The following is a 24,213-nucleotide window of genomic DNA, read 5'->3' on the forward strand; positions in this document are numbered from 1 at the left end:
GGTCGCACCCCCGGACCGACGCGCGGGACCACCATGCAGGCGACGTGCAGGTCACGGCCCGGTAACATGGCGAAGTATGCCTGGCGTCGGGTTCACCGATGGCCGGCGATTTACCCACTGACAGGGAGATGACATCCGTGGCCAATCCTCTTGAGAAGCTGCTGCGTGCGGGCGAGGGGCGGGTCATCCGCCGCCTGAATCAGGTCGTCAAGGCAGTGGGAGCGCTGGAAGAGGACATCTCCAAGCTCACCGACGACGAGCTGCGCAACGAGACCGTCGAGCTGCGCGCCCGCTTCGAGAAGGGTGAGACCCTCGATCAGCTGATGCCGGAGGCGTTCGCCGCGGTGCGAGAGGCCGCCAAGCGCACCCTCGGCATGCGTGCCTACGACGTGCAGATCATGGGTGGTGCCGCCCTTCACCTCGGCAACATCGCCGAGATGAAGACCGGTGAGGGAAAGACCCTCGTCGCGACGCTGCCCGCGTATCTGAACGCGATCGCCGGCAAGGGCGTGCACGTCATCACGGTCAACGACTTCCTGGCCAGCTACCAGGCAGAGCTCATGGGGCGTGTGTTCCGTGCTCTCGGCATGACCACGGGCATCATCGTCTCCGGTCAGACGCCTGCGGTGCGCCGCGAGCAGTACGCCGCCGACATCACCTACGGCACGAACAACGAGTTCGGCTTCGACTACCTGCGCGACAACATGGCGTGGCGCAAGGAGGACCTCGTCCAGCGCGAGCACTTCTTCGCGATCGTCGACGAGGTCGACTCGATCCTCATCGACGAGGCCCGCACCCCGCTCATCATCTCCGGCCCGTCGTCGGGCGAGGCCAACCGCTGGTTCGCCGAGTTCGCCAAGATCGCCCGCACCCTCGAGGTCGGCGTGGACTACGAGGTCGACGAGAAGAAGCGCACCGTCGGCGTGCTCGAGCCCGGTATCGAGAAGGTCGAGGACTACCTCGGCATCGACAACCTCTACGAGTCGGCGAACACGCCCCTGATCTCGTTCCTCAACAACTCGATCAAGGCGCTCGCGTTGTTCAAGAAGGACACCGACTACGTCGTGATGAACGACGAGGTCATGATCGTCGACGAGCACACGGGTCGCATCCTGGTCGGTCGCCGCTACAACGAGGGCATCCACCAGGCGATCGAGGCGAAGGAGGGCGTGCCGGTCAAGGCAGAGAACCAGACCCTCGCCACCGTCACCCTGCAGAACTACTTCCGTCTCTACGACAAGCTCGCCGGCATGACCGGTACGGCCGAGACCGAGGCCGCCGAGTTCATGTCGACGTACAAGCTCGGCGTCATCCCGATCCCGACCAACCGGCCGATGATCCGCAAGGACCAGTCCGACCTCGTCTACAAGAACGAGACCGCGAAGTTCGCTCAGGTCGTCGAGGACATCGCCGAGCGGCACGCGGAGGGCCAGCCGGTTCTGGTCGGAACGGTCAGCGTCGAGAAGAGCGAGTACCTCTCGCGCCTGCTCGCGAAGAAGGGCATCAAGCACGAGGTCCTCAACGCGAAGAACCACGCGCGCGAGGCCGAGATCGTCGCGCGCGCCGGCCGCCTGGGCGCAGTCACCGTCGCCACGAACATGGCCGGACGAGGAACCGACATCATGCTCGGCGGAAACGCCGAGTTCCTCGCGGTCCAGGAGCTCAAGGGCAAGGGGCTCGACCCCGTGGAGACGCCCGAGGAGTACGAGATCGCGTGGGACGAGACCTACGAGGCGATGAAGAGCGTCGTCGCGGAGGAGGCTGAGAAGGTCATCGCGGCCGGCGGTCTCTACGTGCTCGGCACCGAGCGCCACGAGTCGCGCCGCATCGACAACCAGCTTCGCGGTCGTTCCGGCCGTCAGGGTGACCCCGGTGAGAGCCGCTTCTACCTGAGCCTCACCGACGATCTGATGCGTCTGTTCCAGTCGGGGGCGGCCGAGGCCATCCTCGCCCGCACCAACTTCCCGGACGATGTGCCGATCGAGTCGGGGCTCGTCTCCCGAGCGATCCGCAGCGCCCAGTCGCAGGTCGAGTCCCGCAACGCCGAGATGCGCAAGAACGTCCTGAAGTACGACGACGTCCTGAACCGCCAGCGTGAGGCCATCTACGCGGATCGTCGGCACATCCTCCAGGGCGATGACATCGCCGATCGTGTGCAGCACTTCATCGAGGACGCCATCAGCGGCGTCGTGCGAGACCACACCGGCGAGGGCCACAACGAGAGCTGGGACTTCGATGCCCTCTGGACCGAGCTCAAGACGCTCTACCCGGTGGGCGTGACGATCGACGAGGTCGTGGCCGAGGCCGCCGACCGCAAGGGCGGCATCGATGCGGACGGGCTCACCCGCGAGCTGCTCTCCGACGCGAAGATCGCGTACCAGACGCGTGAGGAGTCTCTCGGCGAGGCCGCCACGCGCGAGCTCGAGCGTCGTGTCGTGCTGCAGGTGCTCGATCGTCGCTGGCGCGACCACCTCTACGAGATGGACTACCTCAAGGACGGCATCGGCCTTCGTGCGATGGCTCAGCGCGACCCCCTCATCGAGTACCAGCGTGAGGGCTACGCCATGTTCCAGTCGATGATGGGCCAGATCAAGGAGGAGTCGGTCGGCTACCTCTACAACCTCGAGGTCGAGGTGCGTCGCGCTGGTGACTCGGAGACGGCCGAGGTCGAGGCCAAGGGGCTCGCCTCCGACGGCGGTGAGCAGCGCCTCGAGTACTCCGCGGCGAATGATGCGGGTGAGGTCGAGGTCCGCAACGATCGCGGTCAGGTCCAGCAGGCAGCGACGGATCGCGTCCGTCAGGCGGCGGCTCGTGCTCAGGCTCCGCAGGCCGAGGCTGAGGAAGCACCGCGTGGCGCCTTCGGGCAGCGCGCCGAGGCCGAGGCTCCCGCCGCCGGCAACCGCGAGCAGCGGCGCGCCCAGGGCAAGAAGAAGAAGTAGTCTCTCCGCACAAAGGAGGGCCAGTCCGCGTGGATTGGCCCTCCTCTCGTCGCTGTAGGCTTGGTCGATGACCCCAACGCGCAACTTCGACCAGTCGTCGAAGCTCAAGAACGTCCTGTACGAGATTCGCGGAAACGCCCTCGTCGAGGCGGCGCGCTTGGAGGCGGAGGGGCACCAGATCCTCAAGCTGAACACCGGCAACCCGGCGATCTTCGGCTTCGACGCCCCGCACCAGATCGTGCGCGACATGCTCGCCGCGCTGCCGACGGCCCACGGATACAGCGACAGCAAGGGCATCGTCTCGGCTCGACGTGCCGTGGTGAGCCGGTACGAGGAGATCGAGGGCTTCCCGCGGTTCGACCCCGACGACGTGTACCTCGGGAACGGTGTCTCCGAGCTCATCACGATGACGATGCAGGCGCTGCTCGACGAGGGCGACGAGGTCCTCATCCCGGCGCCGGACTACCCGCTCTGGACGGCGATGACCAGCCTCGCCGGCGGCACTCCCGTCCACTACCTCTGCGATGAGGATGACCAGTGGCAGCCCGACCTCGAGGACATCCGATCGAAGATCACGCCGCGCACCAAGGCGCTGGTCATCATCAACCCGAACAACCCCACGGGAGTGGTGTACTCCCGCCAGATCCTCGAGGGCTTGGTGCAGATCGCTCGAGAGCACCAGCTGCTGCTGCTCTCCGACGAGATCTACGACCGCATCCTGTTCGACGGCGCCGTGCACATCCCGACGGCGACTCTCGCCCCTGATCTGCTCTGCCTGACCTTCAACGGCCTGTCCAAGACGTATCGCGTGGCCGGATTCCGCTCGGGATGGATGGTCATCACAGGGCCGCAGGACCACGCCAAGGGGTTCATCGAGGGGATCACGCTGCTCGCGTCGACCCGACTCTGCCCGAACGTCCCGGCCCAGCACGCCCTGCAGGCGGCGCTCTCCGGCGTGCAGTCGATCGAGGCGCTCATCGCTCCGACCGGGCGCCTGCACGAGCAGCGGGACATCGCCTGGGAAGGTCTCGAGTCGATCCCCGGCGTCTCGTGCGTGAAGCCCCAGGGGGCGTTGTACGCATTCCCACGGCTCGACCCGAACGTGCATGAGATCAGGGACGACGCGCGGCTCGTCTACGACCTGCTGGTCTCGGAGCACATCCTCCTGGTCCAGGGCACCGGCTTCAACTGGGCCACCCCTGACCACCTTCGCCTGGTCACGCTCCCCGAGCCCCGAGTGCTGAGCGAAGCCGTCGAACGACTGGGGAACTTCCTCGCGAGCTATCGGCAGTAGCGGACGCGGCGTCCGCCGGGAAGAGCGTCGACGCCAGTCGTCTCACGGCTGCGAGGAACGGCGAACGGGGCGCGACATCGGTCATGGGCCGGGCGTGCAGCAGAGCGGCATCCGCTGCGCGCTGGTCGAACGGCAGGAAGACGACATCGGTGATGCCCGCGAACCTCTCGAGCGTGCGTCGCACCTGACCACGCGCATCGATGCCGAGCGGGCCCGGTCGCACCTGATTGACGACGACGACGACGGGCGTGGGGGCGGTGAGACGCCGCAGTTCGGCGTGCTCACGTACGAATCTGCTGATGCCGAGCGGGTCGGCCGATGCGACCGCGATGATCAGGTCTGCCTCGTTCAACGAGGCCGTGGTCGCCGCATGGCGCCGGGGCCCGGCAAGGTCGTACGTGACCTCCTCGTCGGCGTCGAAGGCAGCGGCCACATCGACGACCGTCTCCTCGGACCACTCGCGGCAGGCGCCGAGCGTGGCCCGCAGGCGGATCGATGACAGCTCGGGCCAGCGGCTGGGACGATTGATACCGGGCAGCACCTCGATATCACCGCCGCCCGTGGCCACCGTCGTGGCGAGTCTTGTCAGCTCGGCGGAGTCGAGCGCACCGCGTTCCGCCCGCCGGCACGCTGCGGCGACACCGGGCGCGTCGTCGCTGAGACCGAGAAGCAGGGCGAGCGCGGGCGCGACCGTGTCGGTGTCGACCAGCGCTGTCTTGCGTCCGCGGCGGGAGAATTCCACGGCCAGTTGGATAGCGAGGGTCGACCGCCCCGGAGCGCCGTGCGGTCCCCAGACCGCGATCACGCGATGCGGAAGGACGGACTGCGGGCGTGGCACGGTGTCTGTCTCGGATGCCAGCGCGGCAGCGATCTCCCATCCTGCCGCTTCCGGGCGGAGGGCCGCCGACAGCCCGAGACGCCCCAGCAGGCGGCTGTCTGCGCCGCCGAGCGCCAGGATGCGCACCCCGGCACGGTCGCATGCGGAGATCAGCTCGGCGCTCAGCACCGCTCTGGTGGCGGGGACGATGATCGCCTCCGCGCCCGGAGGCACCTCGATGACGGCGGTGGGGGAGAGGATCGCGACGACGTCGATGCCTTCGAGCGCCAGCTCCGCCGCCAGCTCGCCCGCCCGTGGCTGAGGGATCGCCACCACGACGCCGGTCACGACCCCGCCCCGACCGGCACCACGGAAAGGGCGGCGCCACCCGTGATGGCGGCGAGCACGTCGGCCACATCGGCCCGATCGATCACGATCTCGAGCTGGGTTCCGGTGTCGGCGAGCACGCCTTCCGCATCGAGCACGTCGTGCACGATCACGTCGGCGACCAGGATGCGGGGGACATCGTAGGAGCGTCCTTCGTCGAGGGGCGGCGCCTGCCAGACCTCCACGACCGTGCCCGCCTCCACTCCTTCCGGGATACCGGTGCTGCTCTGGATGACGATCGTGGTGGAGCGGCTGCGGTCGGCATCGGTCACAGCCGAGGACGGAACGAGTTCTCCGCTCTCGAGAGTGCGGGACGCGATGCTGCCGGTGGGGACGTCGTCCGGGCCGAGGTAGTCGTCGGCCAGCGACCCCAGACCGACGTCGACGACCTGGAAGTCGTCGGACGTCAGCACCTCGCCCTGCGTGATGGTCCGGGTGGCCTGGAGCGTCGGAACGGCATCGTCGAACGCCGACACGATGAGCCAGACACCGGCGATCGAGAGAGCCACCAGCGCGATGCCCACGAGGAAGCGGACGTCGCCCCAGAACGCGCGCCGAGGAACAGAGAAGGAAGCCATGGCGAATATCGTCACAGAAACGGCGGCGGGGCTCCGGGAGTTATCCACAAGGGACGAGCGGACCCGAATCCGGCGAGCCTGTGGGCGAGAATGAGGGGATGCCTGCATTCCCTGTTCGCGCACCGCGTTACCTCGCCCCCTCGCAGGTGGCGGAGCTGCTGAGCATCGGGGTCGACGAGGTCGTCGCCCTGGTGCAGGAGGGAAGACTGCGGGGAGCGCAGCTGGGATCGCCGCCTCGTTGGCGAGTGGAGGAGTCCAGCCTCGACGGGTACCTGGCCGAAGAATCGGAGAACTCTCGGCGGATGGCGCTGTGGCGCCAGTCCCAGACCGCGAGCTTCCCCGAGGTCTGGGGCACCTCTTCGGCTCACGGCACCTGATCGACCGGAGTACGCACGGCCACGAGTGACGCGAACGGGATGATGCGGAACCCGTGCACCGCTCGGGCGAGGCGCGCTTCGCCCGGATCATGTACGGCGAGATCGAGGTGATCGGACGCCGCTCGATCGATCGTGCCGTGGACGTCGTCGCCCACATGGGTGCTGATGTGCACGGGCACACGACGGCGTGCGAGGTCACGCAGCACGAATCCGAGGGTCATCCGCTCTCGGAGCGGGGAGTCTGCGGTGGGTGGTTCGTCGAGGCTCGCCAGGATCATGCCGTGATCCGTCGTGATGCCGGTGACGGCCGCGAGGGGGAGGAAGAAGCCGGCGGGTGCGCTGCGTTCCTCGCCGGTGCCGCGCGTGGAGACGGCGACCCAGTCCGCTCCGAGCGTCTGCAACGAGACCGGAATCCGTCGCCCGTTCACGAGACCGATCGTGACGTCCGCCCCCGCGCTGCACAGCGTCCGCAGCCGCGCGCGCAGGTCCAACCGTGCGATGCGCAGCCGTTCGGACTCGGCGTCCAGCACCGCTCGTTCCGCCTCCCACTCCGCGGTCAGCTGGCCTTCGAGGTCTTCGAACAGTCGGTCCCAGTGCATCCGACAGAGCGTAGGCGACCCCGCTCGGGCGCGTACGAGTTATCCACATTCTTCGCCTCACCCCACTCCGGCGCTGGCGGCACGGTGCTGTACTGCTCACTCGCAGACCTCCCCGACCGAGAGTTCGACATGACGCCGCACGAGTACTTCGCACCCCAGCCGACATCGACCAGCGAGCTTCCCGACCCCGTGCCGCTTCTGCGCAGCCTCACGCACGGCGTCCTCGAGGTGCTGGCCGGTGTCAGGGAGGTCGATCAGCTCGCCAGGTGGTTCAGCGAGGACGCATTCCGAAGTCTGGTCACGCGCGCGAACCTCTCCTCGAGGGCACGCAGCGCGCGCGGGGTCGCTCCCGCCCGACCCACGTTCGAGATCAGGGCGCTGAGGGTCACGGACCCGCTCGACGGCGTGATCGAAGCCGTCGTCGTGGTGGCCGGTCCTGGGCGCACCCGCGCCGTCGCCGTGCGCCTGGAAGGGATCGATCGTCGCTGGCGGGCGACGTCGCTGGCCATTCTCTGAGGCATCTGACCGTAGGCTGGTCAGGTGTCAACCCTCAGTGATCTCGCCCATGCCCAGGGGCGCCTGAACGACAGCGATGTCGAATGGCTCCACCGTCTCGCCGGGGACGGACAGCTCCTCGCGGACCTCGCCTCCGCCGACATCGTGATCTGGATCCAGACCGACGACGGTTCGTTCATCGCGGTCGCGCACGCGCGACCCAGCGGCGCGGCTACGCTCTTCTATCGCGACATCGTCGGAGAGCGGGTGCGGCCCCAGTGGCGCACCCAGGTCCAGGGCGCCTTCGAGTCGGCCGAGATCGTCGACTCCTCCTCGCCCGACTGGTTCGAGGAGACACCGACGCGCGTGCGGGCCGTGCCGATCCTGAGCGTCGGTCGCGGTGCCGACGCCCACTCGACCGTGATCGGAGTGGTGACCCGGCACACGAACCTCGGCGAGGTGCGCACGCCGTCTCGCCAGCAGATCACCTTCGACGAGTGCGCGAACGACCTGTTCCGCATGATCGCCGACGGGAGCTTCCCCGACCTCACGGCTCCGACGTCACCGCGTCGGGGAGCGCCCCGTGCCTCCGATGGTCTCATTCGCATCGATGTCGACGGGATCACCACCTTCGCCAGCCCGAACGCGCTCTCCGCCTTCAACCGGATGGGCTTCGACGACGAGCTCGAGGGGGAGTCTCTCGCCGAGGTGACCACTCGTCTCGTCCCGCCGTCCCGGCAGGTCGACGAGTCGCTGCCCGTGGTGGTCACCGGGCGCGCTCCCTGGCGCACCGACATCGAAGCCCGCGGTGTGACGGTGTCCTTGCGTGCCATCCCGCTGAAGGACCACGGCACCCGCATCGGGGCGATCGTGCTGTGCCGCGACGTCTCAGAACTGCGCCACCAGGAGCAGGAGCTCATCACCAAGGACGCGACGATCCGCGAGATCCACCACCGGGTGAAGAACAACCTGCAGACGGTCGCCTCGCTTCTGCGCATCCAGGCGCGACGCACCCACTCAGACGAGGCGCGCGACGCCCTCACACAGGCCATGCGCCGCGTGGATGCGATCGCCGTGGTGCACGACACGCTCGCCCAGGGGCTGACGCAGAAGGTCGACTTCGACGAGGTCTTCCACCGCGTGCTCAAGCTCGTGGCCGAGGTCGCCTCGGCTCCGAACACGCGCGCGCGGACGCAGTCCACCGGACGGTTCGGAGTTCTTCCGAGCGAGTACGCGACACCTCTCGCGCTCGCCCTGACGGAGGTCGTGACGAATGCGGTCGAGCACGGTCTCGCAGGTCAAGAGGGCTTCGTCACGATCGACGCCAAGCGCACCGAGGACAATCTGCGCGTGACGGTGCGGGACACCGGTCTCGGTCTGCCGGAAGGGCGCATCGGCCAGGGCCTCGGCACTCAGATCATCCGCACGCTCATCCAGGGTGAGCTCGGCGGCACGATCGAGTGGCACGGGAGCGATGGCGAGGGCACCGAAGTGGTCATCGACATCCCCCTGCGCTGGCTCGAGAGGTGAGAGCTGCCGCATCCGAACAGACGAAAGCGGCCTGAGAGTCGATCTCAGGCCGCTTTCGGATGTTCAGGAGGCGCGGCGTGCGCGAGCGGCGCGACGCTTGAGAGCGCGGCGCTCGTCTTCGGAGAGCCCGCCCCAGACGCCCGAGTCCTGGCTGGTCTCCAGGGCGTACTGCAGGCAGATCTCGGTGACGGTGCAGGTGGCGCACACCGTCTTCGCCTTCTCGATCTGATCGACGGCAGGGCCAGTGTTCCCCACGGGGAAGAAAAGCTCGGGGTCGACAGTCAGGCAGGCGGCCTTATCGCGCCAGTCCATGGGGGCTCCTCGGTGTGGATTTCAAGAGATGTCGCGATGCGACCTCTCGGATTCGGGTAGAAGTTCGGGTTCCGCTACCCTGTTGAGATGCGGACGGAATGCCCGCGAATTGTGATGCGAGCGTGAATGCTCGCCCCACGCCGCTGTGGGAGCACATGACTTTCTCTATTCTGTTACATGAAAACCATGAAATCAAGGGTTTTCTCTTCTTTCGATCCTTGGGAGACACCGTGCGCGCACCCGGAATCGCCTTGGCGGCAGCGGCGATCCTCGCCCTCGAAGCAGTGGCGCTCCTGGTCTTCGCCGTGGTCGAACTCGCCGGTCTCGGGGCGGGCGATGCGGCATCCCTGCCGACGGCCCTGGCGCTCATCGTGCTCACGCTGATCGGCACCGCAGCCCTCGTGGCATTCGCGGTGGGCACGCGGGTCGGGAAGTCTTGGGCTCGATCAGGCGGAGTGGTCTTTCAGGTACTCGCCGTAGCCCTCGCGCTCGCCTCTCTCACGCTGCAGCCGATCTCTTGGCCGTTCACCCTCGGGGTCGGGCTTCCCGGACTGCTCGGGTTCGCGCTGTTGATCTCGAGCGCACGTCGAGAAGGTCCGCAGCGCGCAACGGAGTGACCTCCGAGAGCTGCGGACGTCGGGGAGGTCTGCCGACCTCGGGGACAGCTGCGGGTCAGGCGTCGATGCCGAGCTGCTTGCGCAGCCGTGCCACGTGACCCGTGGCCTTCACGTTGTACTGCGCGAGAGCGATCTTGCCGTCTTCGTCGAGCACGAACGTCGAGCGGATGACCCCCTCGACGAGCTTGCCGTAGTTCATCTTCTCGCCCCACGCACCGTAGGCGGAGTGGACGGCGTGGTCAGGGTCGCTGAGGAGCGGGAAGGTCAGCCCATCGCGCTCGCGGAACTTCGCCAGCGTGGCGGGCTCGTCGCGTGAGACCCCGATGACGCGGTAGCCGGCGCCCTGGAGGGACGAGATGCTGTCGCGGAAGTCGCACGCCTGGGTGGTGCAGCCGGGAGTCATCGCCGCCGGGTAGAAGTACAGCACGGTCTTCTGGCCGCGCAGATCCTCGAGACGGACGATGTTCCCGTCCTGGTCGAGGAGGGAGAAGTCGGGGGCTGCGGTTCCTGGTTCGAGGCGCTGGGTCACGTCTCCAGCCTAACGGCCGGGGGCCTGATCCGCCTTGTCCGCGAACGTCTGCAGCAGACGCTGCAGGGAATCGAGTCGGGCACGCCCGGTCTCGCGCAGCTCTCCGCGCTCGGCGGCCTCGATCAGAGCGCAGTCGGGTGCATCGGCGAGATGGGTGCAGCCCCGGGGGCAGTCTTGGGCGATCGCGGCGAGTTCGGTGAACGCGGCCAGGATGTTCGCCGGATCGACGTGTCCGAGTCCGAAGGAGCGCACGCCGGGGGTGTCGATCACCCAGCCGGTGCCGTCCGCACCCTCGTAGCGCAGCGACACGGTCGATGACGAGGTATGCCGACCGCGTCCGGTGACCTGGTTCACGTGCCCGGTGGCGCGCAAGGCCGACGGCACGAGGGCGTTGACGAGCGTCGACTTGCCCACCCCGGAGTGTCCGACGAAGACCGTGGAGTGTCCGACCAGCGCGTCGCCGATCTCCTCGAGGGGCATCTCGTCCTGCGCACTGGTGAACACACGCAGGTCCAGGCCGTCGAAGTGCGTCAGGAACTCGGTCGGATCGGCGATGTCGGTCTTGGTGACGACGAGCAGCGGGCGGATGCCGGCATCCAGTGCCGCAACGAGGTAGCGGTCGACGAGGCGCGCGCGGGGCTCCGGGTCGGCGGCCGCGACGACGACGAGCATCTGATCGGCGTTCGCCACGATCACCCGTTCGACCTGATCGGTGTCGTCGGCGCTGCGGCGCAGCAGAGAGGTGCGATCGACGATGCCGATGATGCGCGCGAGCGTGCCCTCGTCTCCCGAGGTGTCGCCCACCACCCGTGCCTGATCGCCCGTGACGATGGGCATGCGTCGCAGCTCGCGCGCGCGCGTCGTGGTGATCATGCGCTCCTCGGCGGTGCCCTCACCGAGGAGGACCGAGTATCGTCCGCGGTCGACGCCGAGCACTCGTCCCACCTGCGCGTCCTCATGCGCGGGTCGCCGTTTGGTGCGGGGGCGATTCGCCTTCGGGTTGGGACGGGTGCGGATGCTGCTCTCGTCGAAGTCCTCGAAGTCGTCTTCGAGGTCGTCGGCGTCGTCCAGCCAGCTCACCCTCAGCCCCGCAGCATCCTCTCCCAGAGCATCGTGAACTCCGGGAGGGTCTTCGCGGTGGTGCCGATGTCGTCGATCTCGACGCCGGGGACGCGCAGGCCGATGAGCGCTCCGGTGGTGGCCATCCGGTGATCGTGGTGTGCGGCCCAGCTTCCGCCGTGCAGAGGCCGGGGGATGATGCGCAGTCCGTCGGAGAGCTCCTCGGCCTCGCCGCCGAGCGCGCGGAGGTTGCCGATCAGCGCCGCGATCCGGTCGGTCTCATGCATGCGGATGTGTCCGATGCCGCGGATCGTGGTCGGAGACTCCGCGAAGGCGGCGAGGCCGACCAGCGTCGGGGTGAGCTCGCTCGCCGCGGACAGGTCGAGGTCGAGGCCCCGGATGCCGGAACCGGCGCGCACGGTGAGCGTGCCGCCGTGACGGCCGACGTGCGCCCCCGTGGCCTGCAGGATCTCGGGCAGCAGGGCGCCGGGCTGAGTGGAATGTGCGGGCCAGCCGGTGATCGACACCGATCCGCCGGTGACCAGCGCGGCGGCGAGGAACGGCGCGGCGTTGGAGAGATCGGGTTCGATCGCGATCTCCTTGGCCCGCGGAACGCCCGCCTCGACCAGCCATTCGCCGACGGCGGGGCGTTCGATGCGGATGCCGCGGCGGCTCAGAGCCTCGATCGTCATGTCGATGTGCGGAAGGCTCGGCAGGTGCTCGCCGGTGTGGACGAGGTGCAGGCCGACGTCGAAGCGGGGAGCGGCGAGGAGGAGACCGGAGACGAACTGGCTCGACGCGGAGGCGTCGATCTCCACGCGTCCGCCGCGGATTCGCCCGTGGCCGCGGATCGTGAAGGGGAGAGCCCACGTGCCCTCGTCGTCGATGTCGACGCCGAGGTCGCGCAGCGCGCTGATCAGCGCGCCCATCGGACGATGCAGCGCCGTCTCGTGCGCCGTGAGGTGCACGTCGTGCGCCGCGAGGCCCGCCAGTGGGGCGATGAAGCGCATGACGGTGCCGGCCTGACCGCAGTCGATCGTGGTGCCGCCGCTGAGCTTCGCGGGGGTGACGACGAGGTCGGGCCCGAACTCGTTCCCGGCGTCGACCTCTTCGATGCCGACGCCGAGGGCGCGCAGCGCATCGACCATGCGTGCGGAGTCGTCGGAGTGCAAGGGGGCGATCAACCGGCCTGGTCCATCGGCGATCGCGGCGATCATCAGCTCGCGGTTGGTCAGCGATTTGGAACCGGGGATCGTGAGTTCGGCGTGCACGGGCACGTCGGTCGTGGGCGCGGGATAGGCGCCCTGCACACGGGAGGGGGAATACCTGTTGGCGCTCATCGGTTCTCACCTTAGTAAACGCAGGGAGCTTCGTCGCGAAAGACAGGCCTCCCGACCCGAAGGAGAGAGTATGCCGGCGACGTTGGAGCGCGAGGTGATCGACATCAGCGGCCTAGACTGGCCGGTGATGGATGACACCGTAACCGCAGACACCGTCGGCGACCCTCGGCGCGAGTTCGAGGAGCAGGCGATCCCCTTCATGGATCAGCTCTACGCCGCCGCGATGCGCATGACGCGCAACCCGGCGGATGCCGCCGATCTCGTGCAGGAGACCTTCGTGAAGGCCTACGGGTCCTGGGCGACGTTCTCGCAGGGCACGAACCTCAAGGCGTGGCTCTATCGGATCCTCACCAACACGTACATCAACATCTACCGCAAGCGCCAGCGCGAGCCTTTCCAGGGCACGATCGACGAGCTCGAGGACTGGCAGCTGGGCGGAGCCGAGTCCACCACGGCGTCGCACAGCCGTTCGGCCGAGGCGGAGGCCATCGACCGGATGCCGGCCTCGGTGGTCAAGGATGCGCTGCAGGCCGTGCCGGAGGACTTCCGCCTCGCGGTCTATCTCGCAGATGTCGAAGGTTTCGCGTATCAGGAGATCGCCGACATCATGAAGACCCCCATCGGCACCGTGATGAGCCGCCTGCACCGTGGCAGGCGGATGCTGCGGGAGCTGTTGGCAGATTACGCCGCTGAGCGGGGCATCGCCGCGGCTGAGACGAGGAGCAAGAAATGAGCGACTGCGGCTGCGACAAAGCCCGTCAGGATCTGGAGGAGTACCTCCGCAACGAGGTGTGCAAGACCGAGCACACCGAGATCCGCGAGCACCTCGAGAACTGCCCGTCATGTCGGGATGAGGCTCTCGTCGCCACGACCCTCACCGAGGTGATCGCCCGCGCCTGCAAGGAGACCGCTCCCGAGCAGCTGCGCGACCAGGTCTTCGAGCGTCTGCGCGCCGTTCAGGCCTCGCAGCACTGACCGCACGCCGGAGGCCGTCGGTAGTGTGGACGGATGACCTCCATCGATGCGCGCGACGTACCCGCTGACACCACCTCGACGGAAAGACTGGCCGGAGCCGGCCTCGACTACCGCGTCGTCGATCTGAGCGATGACGCGAGCGCCTCGGGTTTCGAGCGTGCCGTCGACCGCGGATTCCTCGGCCCCGAGCCGACGAGCGACATGCTCGCCCAGGTGCGAAAGACCTTCGCGGAGCGGCGGAACGTCGGGGTGTACGAGAAGAACGCCCCGGCCGCTGCGCTGCCCGTGGCGACCATAGACGGCTGGATCACACCCCTCACCGTCCCCGGCGGCGCCGAGATCGGGATGTGGGCGATCAGCGTGGTCACGGTCGCGGCGACCCACCGCCGCCGTGGGATCGCCAGGGCGCTTCTCGAAGGGGAGCTGCGGGCTGCGGCATCCGCCGGAGTGGCCATCGCCGGGCTCACGGTGTCCGAGGCGACGATCTACGGCCGCTACGGCTTCGGTGCAGCGATTCCGGTCGCGCGCCACACGGTCGACACGCGACGTGCGGGCTGGAGCGGACCGACTCCGACCGGCACTCTCGAGTACATCGATCGCGAGACGCTCGCCGCCGACCTCGGTGCGGTGCACGAGCGCGCCCGAGGCAGAGCATCGGGACAGATCCCCGGCTGGGAAGGCCGATGGGAGGGTTACGCAGGAGTCGCGCCCACCCCGGATCGCGACCAGGCCCGCGGTGTGCGCTACCGCGACGAGGACGGTGCGCTGCGCGGGGTGATGGCCTACACCGTGGGTGAGGCGACCGGCACCTTCCGCTTCCGGATGGACGTGCGTCTGCTCGTCGCGGAGACGGCTGACGCGCGCGCCGCGCTCTGGCGCTTCGCCCTGCAGCACGACCTCGTCGACGAGGTGGTCGCCGACCTCCGCCCGATCGATGACCCCCTGCCGTGGTTGGTGCACGACACCCGCGGGGTGAAGCAGGAGGTGCACGACCACGGGTGGCTGCGCATCCTCGACCTCCCGACGGCGCTGAGGGCACGTCGCTACTCGGCCCCGATCGACACGGTCCTCCGGGTCGAGGACTCGCTGGGCTTCACGAACGGCGACTGGCGCCTGCGCGTGGACGACGACGGCATCGCGACAGTCGACGCCGCAGACGCGGGCGCCGAGGCCGACATCACGCTCGACGTCTCGATGCTCTCGGCGCTCTATGCCGGTGGAGTCCGCGCCACGACACTGCACGGTGCCGGACGCGTCACGGCCAGCCCTGCGGCCGTCGAGGCGTTCGACCGGGCGCTCATCTCTTTTCCCGCTCCGTCTCTCGACATCTGGTACTGATCCGCACCGCACAGACGAGAGAGGGCGCTGCGACCGGAGTAGCAGCGCCCGAACTCGTCTGACGATCAGCCGAGGGTGACGGCCGCGCGGATCAGTGCTGCCTGCTCGGCGGCGTGGACCTTCGACGATCCCGTCGCCGGCGATGCCGAAGCCGTGCGCGAGACCGGGCGGAACGATCGGTCGCCGGGAACGTCGGCGAAGGCGAGCGCGAGGAACGGCCAGGCGCCCTGGTTCTCCGGCTCTTCCTGCACCCAGACCAGCTCGGCGTTCGGGTAGGAGTCGGTGATCGCCTTGAGCTCATCGATCGGCGTCGGGTACAGCTGCTCGAGCCGGACGAGGGCGACCTCGGGATTCGGGTTCTTCTCGAGCTCGGCCCGCAGATCCCAGTGCACCTTGCCCGAGTGCACGAGCACGCGCTTGACGGCCGTGCGGTCGAGACCGCGGTCGTCGTCGATGACCGGCTCGAACCGACCCTGGGTGAACGCTTCGACCGGGCTCGTCGCGCCGCGCAGACGCAGCATCGCCTTCGGGGTGAAGACGATCAGCGGTTTGCGCGGACGGGCGTACGCCTGGCGGCGCAGCAGGTGGAAGTACGACGCGGGCGTCGACGGGCGCGACACGATCATGTTGTCCTGCGCGCACAGCTGCAGGAAGCGCTCGATGCGCGCCGACGAGTGGTCCGGTCCCTGGCCTTCGTAGCCGTGGGGGAGGAGCAGGGTGACGCTGGACTGCTGTCCCCACTTCTGCTCGGCCGCGGAGATGTACTCGTCGATGACCGACTGGGCGCCGTTGACGAAGTCGCCGAACTGCGCTTCCCAGAGCACGAGGGCCTCAGGAGCCTCGACCGAGTAGCCGTACTCGAAGCCGAGAGCGGCGTATTCGCTGAGCAGCGAGTCGTAGACGAAGAAGCGGCCCTGTGCGTCGGACAGGTTCGACAGCGGGAGCCACTCCTGGCCGTTCGCGCGGTCGTGCAGAGTCGCGTGGCGCTGCACGAACGTCCCGCGACGGGCATCCTGACCAGCGAGGCGCACCGGGGTGCCTTCCACGAGGAGAGAGCCGAACGCGAGCAGCTCGCCGAAGCCCCAGTCGATGCCGCCGTTGCGGCTCATGTCGAGGCGCTTCTCCAGCAGCTGCTGGATCTTGGGGTGCACCGTGAAGCCCTCGGGCTTGTTCACGAAGGCGTCGCCGATCATCTGGATGACCTCGTTCGGCACACCGGTGATCTCCGGAGCGCCGACCTGGTCGTCGACCGGCGGCAGCTCCGGGGAGATCGGCAGAGCGCCGGTCTCGGCGGCGTGCGTCTCGGCGAAGGCGATCTCCAGACGGTTCTGGAAGTCGGCCTTGGCCTCGTCGTACTCCTGCTCGGTGATGTCACCACGACCGACGAGCGACTCGGTGTACAGGCGGCGGACGGACCGCTTCGCCTGGATGAGATCGGTCATCAGCGGCTGCGTCATCGAGGGGTCGTCTCCCTCGTTGTGGCCGCGTCGGCGGTAGCAGACCAGGTCGATCACGACATCGCGGTGGAAGCGCTCGCGGTACTCGAAAGCGAGCTGAGCGACGTGGATGACCGCTTCGGGGTCGTCGCCGTTCACGTGGAACACCGGCGCCTGGATCGTCTTGGCGACGTCGGTCGAGTAGATCGAGGTGCGACCGTCGTTCGGCGTCGTGGTGAAACCGACCTGGTTGTTCACGACGACGTGGATCGTGCCGCCGGTGCGGTAGCCGCGCAGCTGCGACATCTGCAGCGTCTCGACCACGACGCCCTGGCCTGCGAAGGCCGCGTCGCCGTGCACGAGGATCGGCAGCCAGGCGAACGTGCCGATCGGCTTGCGGTCCTGCTTGGCGCGGACGATACCCTCCAGCACGCCGTCGACCGTCTCGAGGTGCGAGGGGTTGGCGGCGAGGTAGACGGGAAGCTCGGACTTGTTGTCGGCGACGAAGGTGCCCTCGGTGCCGAGGTGGTACTTCACGTCTCCGGAGCCGCGCTGGTTGCCCGGTGTCTGCGTGCCCTCGAACTCGCGGAACACCTGACCGTACGTCTTGCCTGCGATGTTGGTGAGCACGTTCAGGCGGCCGCGGTGGGCCATGCCGATCGCGGCGCCCTCGAGCCCGGCGGTGGCCGCGCCCTGCAGGATCTCGTCGAGCAGCGGGATCAGCGACTCGCCGCCCTCGAGCGAGAAGCGCTTCTGGCCGACGAACTTGGTCTGCAGGAAGGTCTCGAAGGCCTCGGCCTCGTTGAGCTTGCGGAGGACCCGCAGCTGCTCGTCGTGGCCGGGCTTCTGGTACTTGACCTCGACCTTCTCCTGGAACCAGCGGCGCTGCTCCGGGTCCTGGATGTGCATGTACTCGATGCCGAGCGTGCGGCAGTAGGAGTCGCGGAGCACGCCGAGGATGTCGCGGAGCTTCGCGATGCGCCGTCCTCCGAAGCCGCCCGTGACGAATTCGCGGTCGAGGTCCCAGAAGGTCAGACCGTGGCTCTCGATCTCGAGGTCGGGGTGCGAGCGCTGCACGTACTCGAGCGGGTCGATGTCGGCCATCAGATGACCGCGCACGCGGAAGGAGTTGATCAGCTCCTGCACCCGCGACTGCTTGTCGACGCGCTCGGCGAGGTCGACGGCGATGTCGGGGTTCCAGCGGATGGGGGCGTACGGGATGCGCAGAGCGGCGAAGATGTCGTCGTAGAAGCCGCGCTGACCGATGAGCAGCTCGTGCACCTTCTTGAGGAACTCGCCGGAGCCCGCTCCCTGGATGACGCGGTGGTCGTAGGTGCTGGTGAGCGTGATGGTCTTGCCGATCGCCAGCTCGTTGAGCGTCTTCTCGCTCGCACCCTGGAACTCGGCCGGGTACTCGAGGGCGCCGGCGCCGATGATGCAGCCCTGGCCCTTCATCAGACGCGGCACCGAATGCACGGTGCCGATGCCGCCCGGGTTGGTGAGCGACACCGTGGTGCCCTGGAAGTCGCCCGCGGTCAGCTTGTTGCCGCGTGCGCGCGTGACCAGGTCCTCGTAGGCGGAGAGGTACTCGGTGAACGTCAACGTGTCGGCGCGCTTGATGCTGGGCACCATGAGGGCGCGCGTGCCGTCGGGCTTGGGCAGGTCGATCGCGATGCCGAGGTTGACATGCGCCGGCGCCACCACGGAGGGCTTGCCGTCGACCTCTGCGTAGAACACGTTCTGGCTGCGGAACTCGTCCAGCGTGCGGATGAGCGCCCAGCCGATGAGGTGGGTGAAGCTGATCTTGCCGCCGCGGGTGCGCGCCATGTGGTTGTTGATGACGATGCGGTTGTCGATCATCAGCTTCGCCGGCACCGTGCGCACACTGGTGGCGGTCGGGACGGTGAGCGACTCGTCCATGTTCGCCGCGAGTGTCTTGGGCAGACCGCGAAGGGGCGTGACCTTGTCTTCTTCGACGGGGGCCGGAGCCTCGGCCGACTCGGACTTCGCTGCGGGCTTCGGAGCCTGCGCCGGGATCGGTGCTGCGGCGGCGGGCTTGGCCGTCGTGCGGGCGACGGGCTGCGAGCCGATCACGGGGATCGGCGCCGTGACGGGATGAGCCGTCGGGGCCGGTGCGTCGGACGCTGCTGCGGGAGCCGCGGTCGCCGTCTCGGAGTGGTATTTCTCCAGGATGGGCCACCACTCCTTGTCGACGGAGTCGCGGTTCACCTTGAACTGCTCGTAGAGCTCTTCAACGAGCCAGGAATTGGCTCCGAACCCCCCGTCGCCGTTGACGCCGGTCACCTGGTTCGACACGCTCGATCGCCCTCTTTCATCGCTGAAGCTCTCTGGTGCGGACGTCGACGCAGGATGCGTTCGGGCCCGCACACTCTCGACCAACAAGCCTAACGTGTTTCGCTCGGGGAATCGTCGAAGCCGTGCGCCACCGCGTCGCGATCTGAGTACCGTGGAGGCATGAAGTTCTCTGGAGAGCAGCCGACCGTCGATCTGACCTACTCCGACGTCTTCCTGGTGCCGCGCAGATCCGCTGTCACCAGCCGTCTGCAGGTCGATCTCGCCCCGCAGGACGGCACACCGGCGACGTTGCCGCTCGTCGCCGCGAACATGAACTCCGTGACCGGCCCCCGCATCGCTGCCGTGCTTGCGCGGCGTGGCGGCCTCGGCGTCCTGCCGCAGGACATGCCGTTGCAGGATCTGGACGCCGCGATCCGCGAGGTAAAGTCGCAGCCGGTTCTCTGGGACACGCCTCTTGTGCTGCCGCCGGAGGCATCGGCCGCCGACGCGCTTCGTCTGCTCCCGGCGGCCAGCGGTCACGGGATCGTGGTCGCCCGTGGCGCGGCGCCGATCGGCGTCGAGCACATCCTCGGCATCCTCCCCGCGACCAGACTGGCCACGGCGCTTCCCGACGCGCAGCTCGGCGACCTGGTGCACCACGGCACGCCGTCGATCGACGCGGACGACATCGGTTCGGAGCGGCACGCGTTCGATGTGATCACCGACGCGGGCGTCGAGATGGTGACGGTCGTGCACCACGGCCATCTCGTCGGCACGCTGAGCGCCCGCAGCGCGCTGCGCTCGACGCTCTACCGTCCGGCGGTCGATGCCGACGGACGTCTCGCGGTCGCTGCCGCCGTCGGCATCAACGGCGATGTCGCCGCCAAGGCCAAGGCACTCGCCGCCGCCGGTGTCGACGTGTTGGTGGTCGACACCGCTCACGGCCACCAGGAGGGCATGCTGCGGGCTCTGCGCGCCGTCGCCGAACTCGATCTCGGCCTGCCCGTCGTGGCGGGCAACGTCGTCACAGCCGACGGCGTGGCCGACCTGGTCGACGCCGGAGCGTCGATCCTCAAGGTCGGCGTCGGTCCTGGCGCGATGTGCACCACCCGCATGATGACGGCGGTCGGACGCCCGCAGTTCTCCGCCGTGCTCGAGACCGCCCAGGCGGCACGTGAGCTCGGCGCGCATGTCTGGGCGGACGGCGGGGTGCGCTATCCGCGTGATGTGGCGCTCGCCCTCGCCGCCGGTGCGGCGTCCGTCATGGTCGGATCGTGGTTCGCCGGCACGATCGAGGCGCCGGGGGAGCTGCAGCGCGATGCCGATGGGCGCCTGTTCAAGGAATCCTGGGGCATGGCGTCGACCAAGGCGGTCCAGGCGCGCTTCGGTCGGCTCGACGCCTACGAGCGTGCCCGCAAGGAGCTCTTCGCCGAGGGCATCTCCTCGTCGAAGATCTACCTCGACCCGCTGCGTCCGGGCATCGAGGACCTTCTGGACATGATCACCTCCGGAGTGCGCTCATCCTTCACCTACGCGGGGGCGGCGACCGTGCCCGAGTTCCACGACCGCGCCGTGGTGGGGCTGCAGTCGGCGGCCGGCTACGAGGAGGGCAAGGCGCTGCCGGTCAGCTGGTGATCGTCGAGCGCACACCCCGCTGTCTTCGGTACAATCGTCGGCATAATGGACGACCCTCCCAGTTGTAGAACATCGCCCCACTGTCCGCCTCTCTCACCGGAGAGGAACCTCTGATGGACTACATCATGTTGGGCGTGGGGCTCCTGCTCACGGTCGGCACAGGCCTCTTCGTCGCGAGCGAGTTCGCACTGGTGAACCTCGATCGCGCCGAGCTCGAGGCCAGGCAGGCGCGCGGTGAATCCCGGCTCTCGCTCACGATCAGCGCTCTCAAGCACACGTCGACGCATCTCTCGGCGGCGCAGCTCGGCATCACGCTGACGACGCTGCTCACCGGTTACACGATGGAGCCGGCGCTGTCGAACCTCCTGCGTCCGACCTTCATCGCCTGGAGCATCCCTGAGGCCGCCGTCGCGCCGATCGCGACCATCGTGGCCATGCTCGTGGCGACGGTGCTCTCGATGATCCTCGGCGAGCTCGTCCCCAAGAACTTCGCCCTCGCCCTGCCTCTGGCCACCGCGAAGCTCGTGATCCCGTTCCAGATCGCGTTCACGACGGTGTTCAAGCCCGCTGTGGTGGTGCTCAACGGCAGTGCGAACGGTGTGCTGCGCGGGATGGGCATCGAGCCGAAGGAAGAGCTCTCCGGCGCCCGCAGCGCGGAGGAGCTGTCCTCGCTCGTGCGACGGTCCGCCAACGCGGGCCTGCTGGAGGCCGACACCGCGTCGTTGCTCGATCGCACCCTCATGTTCTCGCGGCTGACGGCCGATGACGTGATGACCGCTCGACCGAGCATGCACGCGATCGCCGCGGGCGATTCCGTGGATGACGTCATCCAGCTCGCGCGACGCACGGGCCACAGCCGCTTCCCGGTCTACGGCGACGACCTCGACGACATTATGGGCGTCGTGCACCTCAAGGCGGCGATCTCCGTGCCGCGCGATCGTCGTACCGAGGTTCCCGTCGGCGCTCTCGCGACGGAACCGCTCCGCGTGCCGGAGACGGTACACGTCGACGCCCTGATCGCGGAGCTGCGCGCCCGCGGCTACCAGCTGGCGATCGTCGTGGACGAGTACGGCGGCACAGCGGGTCTCGTGACCCTGGAAGACCTCGTCGAGGAACTCGTCGGTGAGGTCGCCGACGAGCACGATCGCACCAGGGCCGGAGTCATCCGCAACCGGGAAGGCATCACGTTCCCCGGTGAGCTGCGACCCGATGAGCTGCGTCGTCGTGCCGGTGTGGAAGTGCCGGAGGGCGACGTGTACGACACGGTGGGCGGTTATGTCATGAGCGTGCTCGAGCGCGTCCCTTCGGTCGGCGACGAGGTGCCGCTCGACAGCGGTGTGCTGCAGGTGGTGCGCATGGACGGGCGACGGGTGGATCGGGTGCGCTACGTTCCGAGACCGCTCGACGACGTCAACGAGGAGGTGGCCCGATGAGCGATTGGGGAGGACTCGCCTGGCTCGTCGTGCTCCTTGTCGCGAACGCCTTCTTCGTCGGCGGAGAGTTCGCGGTGATCTCGGCCAGGCGGTCGCAGATCGAGCCTCTCGCCGATCAGGGCTCGCGCGCGGCCAAGACGGCCCTGTACGCGATGGAGCACGCGACGCTGATGCTCGCCACATCGCAGCTGGGCATCACGATCTGTTCGCTGCTCATCCTGAACGTCTCGGAGCCGGCGATCCACCACCTGCTCTCCGTGCCGCTGCACGCGCTCGGCTGGCCCGATGGCGCGGTCGACGCGGTCTCGTTCACGATCGCGCTGCTGATCGTCTCGTTCCTGCACGTGGTGTTCGGCGAGATGGTGCCGAAGAACCTGGCGTTCTCGGTGCCGGATCGGGCCGTGCTGTTCCTGGCCCCGCCGCTGGTGTGGGTGTCGAAGGTGTTCATGCCGGTGATCTGGGTGCTCAACGCGGCCGCGAACGGCGTGCTGCGCCTGTTCCGCGTCGAGCCGAAGAACGAGGCGGCGTCCACGTTCACGCTCGACGAGGTGGCGACCATCGTCAGCCAGTCGCGTCGCGAGGGGGTGCTCATGGACACGGCGGGAACCGTCGCCGCTGCGGTGGAGTTCACCGACAAGAAGGCACGCGACGTCGCCGTTCCCCTGAGCGATCTGGTGACGCTGCCGCAGTCGACCACGCCCGAGGACATCGAGAAGGCGGTCGCCCGCTACGGCTTCTCGCGCTATGTGATCGTCGACGACGAGTCCGTGCCGATCGGCTACGTGCACCTGAAGGACATCCTTCGGGCATCCGAGGGCCCGGACGCGGAGGCCAAGATGATCGAGCCCGTTCCGGCCAAGCGCATCCACCACATGGTGCCGGTGCAGGAGGACACGGATCTGGAAGACGCTCTCGCGGTCATGCGTCGTGCGGGTCGGCACCTGGCGAAGGTGCGCGACGGACAGGGGAACACCACCGCTGTGCTATTCCTGGAGGACATCCTGGAGGAACTGGTCGGAGAGGTGCAGGACGCGACCCGTCGCTTCCGCGGACGCTGATCGTCGATCGCGACGATGAAGGCCGCCGGACCCCTCAGGGGACCGGCGGCCTTCATCGTGCCGAGGAGACTCAGCGCAGGCGCGCGCGTTCGTACTGCGGCGGCCAGGCGATGTCGGCGTCGAGCTCATGGGCGGCGCGAAGAGCGAAGTGCGGGTCGCGCAGCCACTCCCGGCCGGCGAAGATCGCATCGGCCGCGCCATCGGCGAGCACCCGCTCGGCCTGGGCGGCCGCTGTGATGAGACCGACGGCCGACACGGGGATCCGACCGCCTTGACGCACGGTCTCGGCGAGAGGCACCTGGTACCCGGGGAAGACGCTGATCCGCTGGTGCGCGACGAGGCCGCCGCTGGAGACGTCGATGAGGTCGGCGCTGTGCTGCACCGCCCAGTCGCCGACGATCGCCGCCTCCTCGGGCGTGAAGCCTCCATCGGCGTGGTCCGTGGCGGAGATGCGGACGAACAGCGGGAGGTCGTCACCCGCAGCCTCACGGACGGCGTCGATCACGCGCAGCAGCAGCCGGGCGCGGTTCTCGAGCGATCCGCCGTACTCGTCGTCGCGCAGATTCGACAGCGGGGACAGGAACTGGTGCAGGAGGTAGCCGTGCGCGCCATGGATCTCCAGCACGTCGAACCCGGCATCGACCGCACGCCGCGCTGCGACGGCGAACGCCTCGACCACGCGGTCGATGCCTGCGAGGTCGAGGGCGACCGGCGCATCGAAGCCGTCGAAGGCGACGGCCGACGGCGCGGCTGTCGTCCACCCTCCCTCAGCCGCCGGCACCGACCCGCGCTCGGGAGCCCAGGGCCACCACGTCGACGCCTTGCGGCCGGCGTGGGCGAGCTGGATCCCCGCACGCGCTCCGCGATCGTGGATCGCCCGGACGATCGGGGCCAGGGCGTCGCGCTGCGCGTCGTTCCACAGGCCCACATCACGCGGCGAGATCCGGCCTTCGGGAACGACGGCCGTCGCCTCGGCGACGATGAGCCCGGCGCCACCGGATGCGAACTGGGCGAGGTGGGTGTGATGCCACTCCTGCACCACGCCGTCCTCAGCGCTGTACATGCACATCGGCGATACCCAGAGACGGTTGCGGAAGGTGACGGAACGGATGCGCAGCGGGGAGAAGAGAACACTCACGCTTCGACGCTACCGCTCGGCGGGTGCAGGAC

Annotated in this window: 21 protein-coding genes; 12 read left to right on the forward strand and 9 right to left on the reverse strand. The window is 68.4% G+C overall.

Features of this window, described 5'->3' with window-relative positions; translation table 11 throughout:
* Positions 1 to 137: 137 nt before the first annotated feature.
* Together secA and F6W70_RS06010 are read left to right on the forward strand one after the other, a co-directional pair.
* Complete coding sequence (gene secA / locus F6W70_RS06005; protein ID WP_055869191.1) at positions 138 to 2,939, forward strand: preprotein translocase subunit SecA; 2,802 nt, start codon at positions 138 to 140, stop codon at positions 2,937 to 2,939.
* A gap of 67 nt (positions 2,940 to 3,006) precedes the next feature.
* A complete protein-coding gene (locus F6W70_RS06010; protein WP_127482565.1) occupies positions 3,007 to 4,233 on the forward strand; it encodes a pyridoxal phosphate-dependent aminotransferase in 1,227 nt (408 codons plus the stop codon).
* Here F6W70_RS06010 and F6W70_RS06015 read toward each other — a convergent pair.
* Positions 4,157 to 5,398 (reverse strand): CpaE/TadZ family protein, encoded by a 1,242-nt coding sequence (locus tag F6W70_RS06015; RefSeq protein ID WP_151486161.1) that lies wholly within the window; start codon positions 5,396 to 5,398, stop codon positions 4,157 to 4,159. The genes F6W70_RS06010 and F6W70_RS06015 overlap by 77 nt on opposite strands.
* Positions 5,395 to 6,015: an SAF domain-containing protein gene (locus F6W70_RS06020; RefSeq protein ID WP_127482563.1), complete on the reverse strand. Its 621-nt coding sequence runs from the start codon at positions 6,013 to 6,015 to the stop codon at positions 5,395 to 5,397. The genes F6W70_RS06015 and F6W70_RS06020 overlap by 4 nt, the downstream gene beginning before the upstream one ends.
* Before the next feature lie 98 nt (positions 6,016 to 6,113).
* On the opposite strand from F6W70_RS06020, the gene F6W70_RS06025 reads away from it, so the two are divergent.
* The gene (locus tag F6W70_RS06025; protein WP_017831092.1) at positions 6,114 to 6,392 is read left to right on the forward strand and encodes a helix-turn-helix domain-containing protein; all 279 of its coding nucleotides are present in this window, start codon (positions 6,114 to 6,116) and stop codon (positions 6,390 to 6,392) included.
* On the opposite strand, the gene F6W70_RS06030 is transcribed toward F6W70_RS06025, so the two are convergent.
* Positions 6,380 to 6,991, reverse strand: a complete 612-nt coding sequence (locus tag F6W70_RS06030; RefSeq protein WP_151486162.1) for a hypothetical protein — start codon at positions 6,989 to 6,991, stop codon at positions 6,380 to 6,382. The two genes, F6W70_RS06025 and F6W70_RS06030, sit on opposite strands and share 13 nt — an antisense overlap.
* A gap of 129 nt (positions 6,992 to 7,120) precedes the next feature.
* Between F6W70_RS06030 and F6W70_RS06035 the strand changes: the two genes are divergently transcribed.
* Together F6W70_RS06035 and F6W70_RS06040 are read left to right on the forward strand one after the other, a co-directional pair.
* Positions 7,121 to 7,507 carry an Rv3235 family protein gene (locus F6W70_RS06035; RefSeq protein WP_055869077.1) on the forward strand — a complete coding sequence of 129 codons (387 nt, stop codon included), beginning with the start codon at positions 7,121 to 7,123 and terminating at the stop codon, positions 7,505 to 7,507.
* A gap of 24 nt (positions 7,508 to 7,531) precedes the next feature.
* Positions 7,532 to 9,016 (forward strand): sensor histidine kinase, encoded by a 1,485-nt coding sequence (locus tag F6W70_RS06040; RefSeq protein WP_055869076.1) that lies wholly within the window; start codon positions 7,532 to 7,534, stop codon positions 9,014 to 9,016.
* A 63-nt stretch (positions 9,017 to 9,079) separates the two neighbouring features.
* Here F6W70_RS06040 and F6W70_RS06045 read toward each other — a convergent pair whose 3' ends face one another.
* Positions 9,080 to 9,328 carry a WhiB family transcriptional regulator gene (locus tag F6W70_RS06045; protein ID WP_017203224.1) on the reverse strand — a complete coding sequence of 83 codons (249 nt, stop codon included), beginning with the start codon at positions 9,326 to 9,328 and terminating at the stop codon, positions 9,080 to 9,082.
* A gap of 230 nt (positions 9,329 to 9,558) precedes the next feature.
* Here F6W70_RS06045 and F6W70_RS06050 point away from each other — a divergent pair, with 230 nt between their 5' ends.
* Complete coding sequence (locus F6W70_RS06050) at positions 9,559 to 9,945, forward strand: hypothetical protein (RefSeq protein ID WP_055873205.1); 387 nt, start codon at positions 9,559 to 9,561, stop codon at positions 9,943 to 9,945.
* 55 nt (positions 9,946 to 10,000) lie between these two features.
* Here F6W70_RS06050 and bcp read toward each other — a convergent pair whose 3' ends face one another.
* The 3 genes from bcp to aroA are packed head-to-tail and all read right to left on the reverse strand — an operon-like array spanning position 10,001 to position 12,873.
* The gene (bcp, locus tag F6W70_RS06055; protein WP_055869075.1) at positions 10,001 to 10,474 is read right to left on the reverse strand and encodes a thioredoxin-dependent thiol peroxidase; all 474 of its coding nucleotides are present in this window, start codon (positions 10,472 to 10,474) and stop codon (positions 10,001 to 10,003) included.
* A 9-nt stretch (positions 10,475 to 10,483) separates the two neighbouring features.
* On the reverse strand, positions 10,484 to 11,554 hold the full coding sequence (rsgA, locus tag F6W70_RS06060) for a ribosome small subunit-dependent GTPase A (RefSeq protein ID WP_151486163.1): 1,071 nt from the start codon (positions 11,552 to 11,554) through the stop codon (positions 10,484 to 10,486).
* Between the two features lie 2 nt (positions 11,555 to 11,556).
* Complete coding sequence (gene aroA / locus F6W70_RS06065) at positions 11,557 to 12,873, reverse strand: 3-phosphoshikimate 1-carboxyvinyltransferase (RefSeq protein WP_055869073.1); 1,317 nt, start codon at positions 12,871 to 12,873, stop codon at positions 11,557 to 11,559.
* 70 nt (positions 12,874 to 12,943) lie between these two features.
* Between aroA and F6W70_RS06070 the strand changes: the two genes are divergently transcribed.
* Genes F6W70_RS06070 through F6W70_RS06080 form a run of 3 tightly spaced genes read left to right on the forward strand, consistent with a single transcriptional unit; the run spans position 12,944 to position 15,186 of the window.
* On the forward strand, positions 12,944 to 13,606 hold the full coding sequence (locus tag F6W70_RS06070; RefSeq protein ID WP_055869072.1) for a sigma-70 family RNA polymerase sigma factor: 663 nt from the start codon (positions 12,944 to 12,946) through the stop codon (positions 13,604 to 13,606).
* The gene (locus F6W70_RS06075; protein ID WP_017831083.1) at positions 13,603 to 13,848 is read left to right on the forward strand and encodes a zf-HC2 domain-containing protein; all 246 of its coding nucleotides are present in this window, start codon (positions 13,603 to 13,605) and stop codon (positions 13,846 to 13,848) included. Before F6W70_RS06070 ends, F6W70_RS06075 begins: the two co-directional genes overlap by 4 nt.
* A gap of 33 nt (positions 13,849 to 13,881) precedes the next feature.
* Entirely contained in the window at positions 13,882 to 15,186 is a 1,305-nt protein-coding gene (locus F6W70_RS06080; protein WP_151486164.1) for a GNAT family N-acetyltransferase, read from the forward strand.
* A 65-nt stretch (positions 15,187 to 15,251) separates the two neighbouring features.
* On the opposite strand, the gene F6W70_RS06085 is transcribed toward F6W70_RS06080, so the two are convergent.
* On the reverse strand, positions 15,252 to 18,938 hold the full coding sequence (locus F6W70_RS06085; protein WP_151486165.1) for a multifunctional oxoglutarate decarboxylase/oxoglutarate dehydrogenase thiamine pyrophosphate-binding subunit/dihydrolipoyllysine-residue succinyltransferase subunit: 3,687 nt from the start codon (positions 18,936 to 18,938) through the stop codon (positions 15,252 to 15,254).
* 159 nt (positions 18,939 to 19,097) lie between these two features.
* On the opposite strand from F6W70_RS06085, the gene guaB1 reads away from it, so the two are divergent.
* From guaB1 to F6W70_RS06100, 3 genes are all read left to right on the forward strand, one after another.
* Positions 19,098 to 20,552 carry a GMP reductase gene (gene guaB1, locus F6W70_RS06090; RefSeq protein WP_055869069.1) on the forward strand — a complete coding sequence of 485 codons (1,455 nt, stop codon included), beginning with the start codon at positions 19,098 to 19,100 and terminating at the stop codon, positions 20,550 to 20,552.
* 113 nt (positions 20,553 to 20,665) lie between these two features.
* Positions 20,666 to 21,985 carry a hemolysin family protein gene (locus F6W70_RS06095; protein ID WP_055869068.1) on the forward strand — a complete coding sequence of 440 codons (1,320 nt, stop codon included), beginning with the start codon at positions 20,666 to 20,668 and terminating at the stop codon, positions 21,983 to 21,985.
* Entirely contained in the window at positions 21,982 to 23,043 is a 1,062-nt protein-coding gene (locus F6W70_RS06100) for a hemolysin family protein (RefSeq protein WP_127482557.1), read from the forward strand. Before F6W70_RS06095 ends, F6W70_RS06100 begins: the two co-directional genes overlap by 4 nt.
* A 70-nt stretch (positions 23,044 to 23,113) precedes the next feature.
* Here the strand turns inward: F6W70_RS06100 and F6W70_RS06105 are convergent, their stop codons facing one another.
* Positions 23,114 to 24,181, reverse strand: a complete 1,068-nt coding sequence (locus F6W70_RS06105) for an NADH:flavin oxidoreductase/NADH oxidase (protein WP_151486166.1) — start codon at positions 24,179 to 24,181, stop codon at positions 23,114 to 23,116.
* Positions 24,182 to 24,213: the final 32 nt, after the last annotated feature.

Origin of the sequence: Microbacterium maritypicum (assembly GCF_008868125.1) — a bacterium.
GTDB lineage: Bacteria > Actinomycetota > Actinomycetes > Actinomycetales > Microbacteriaceae > Microbacterium > Microbacterium maritypicum.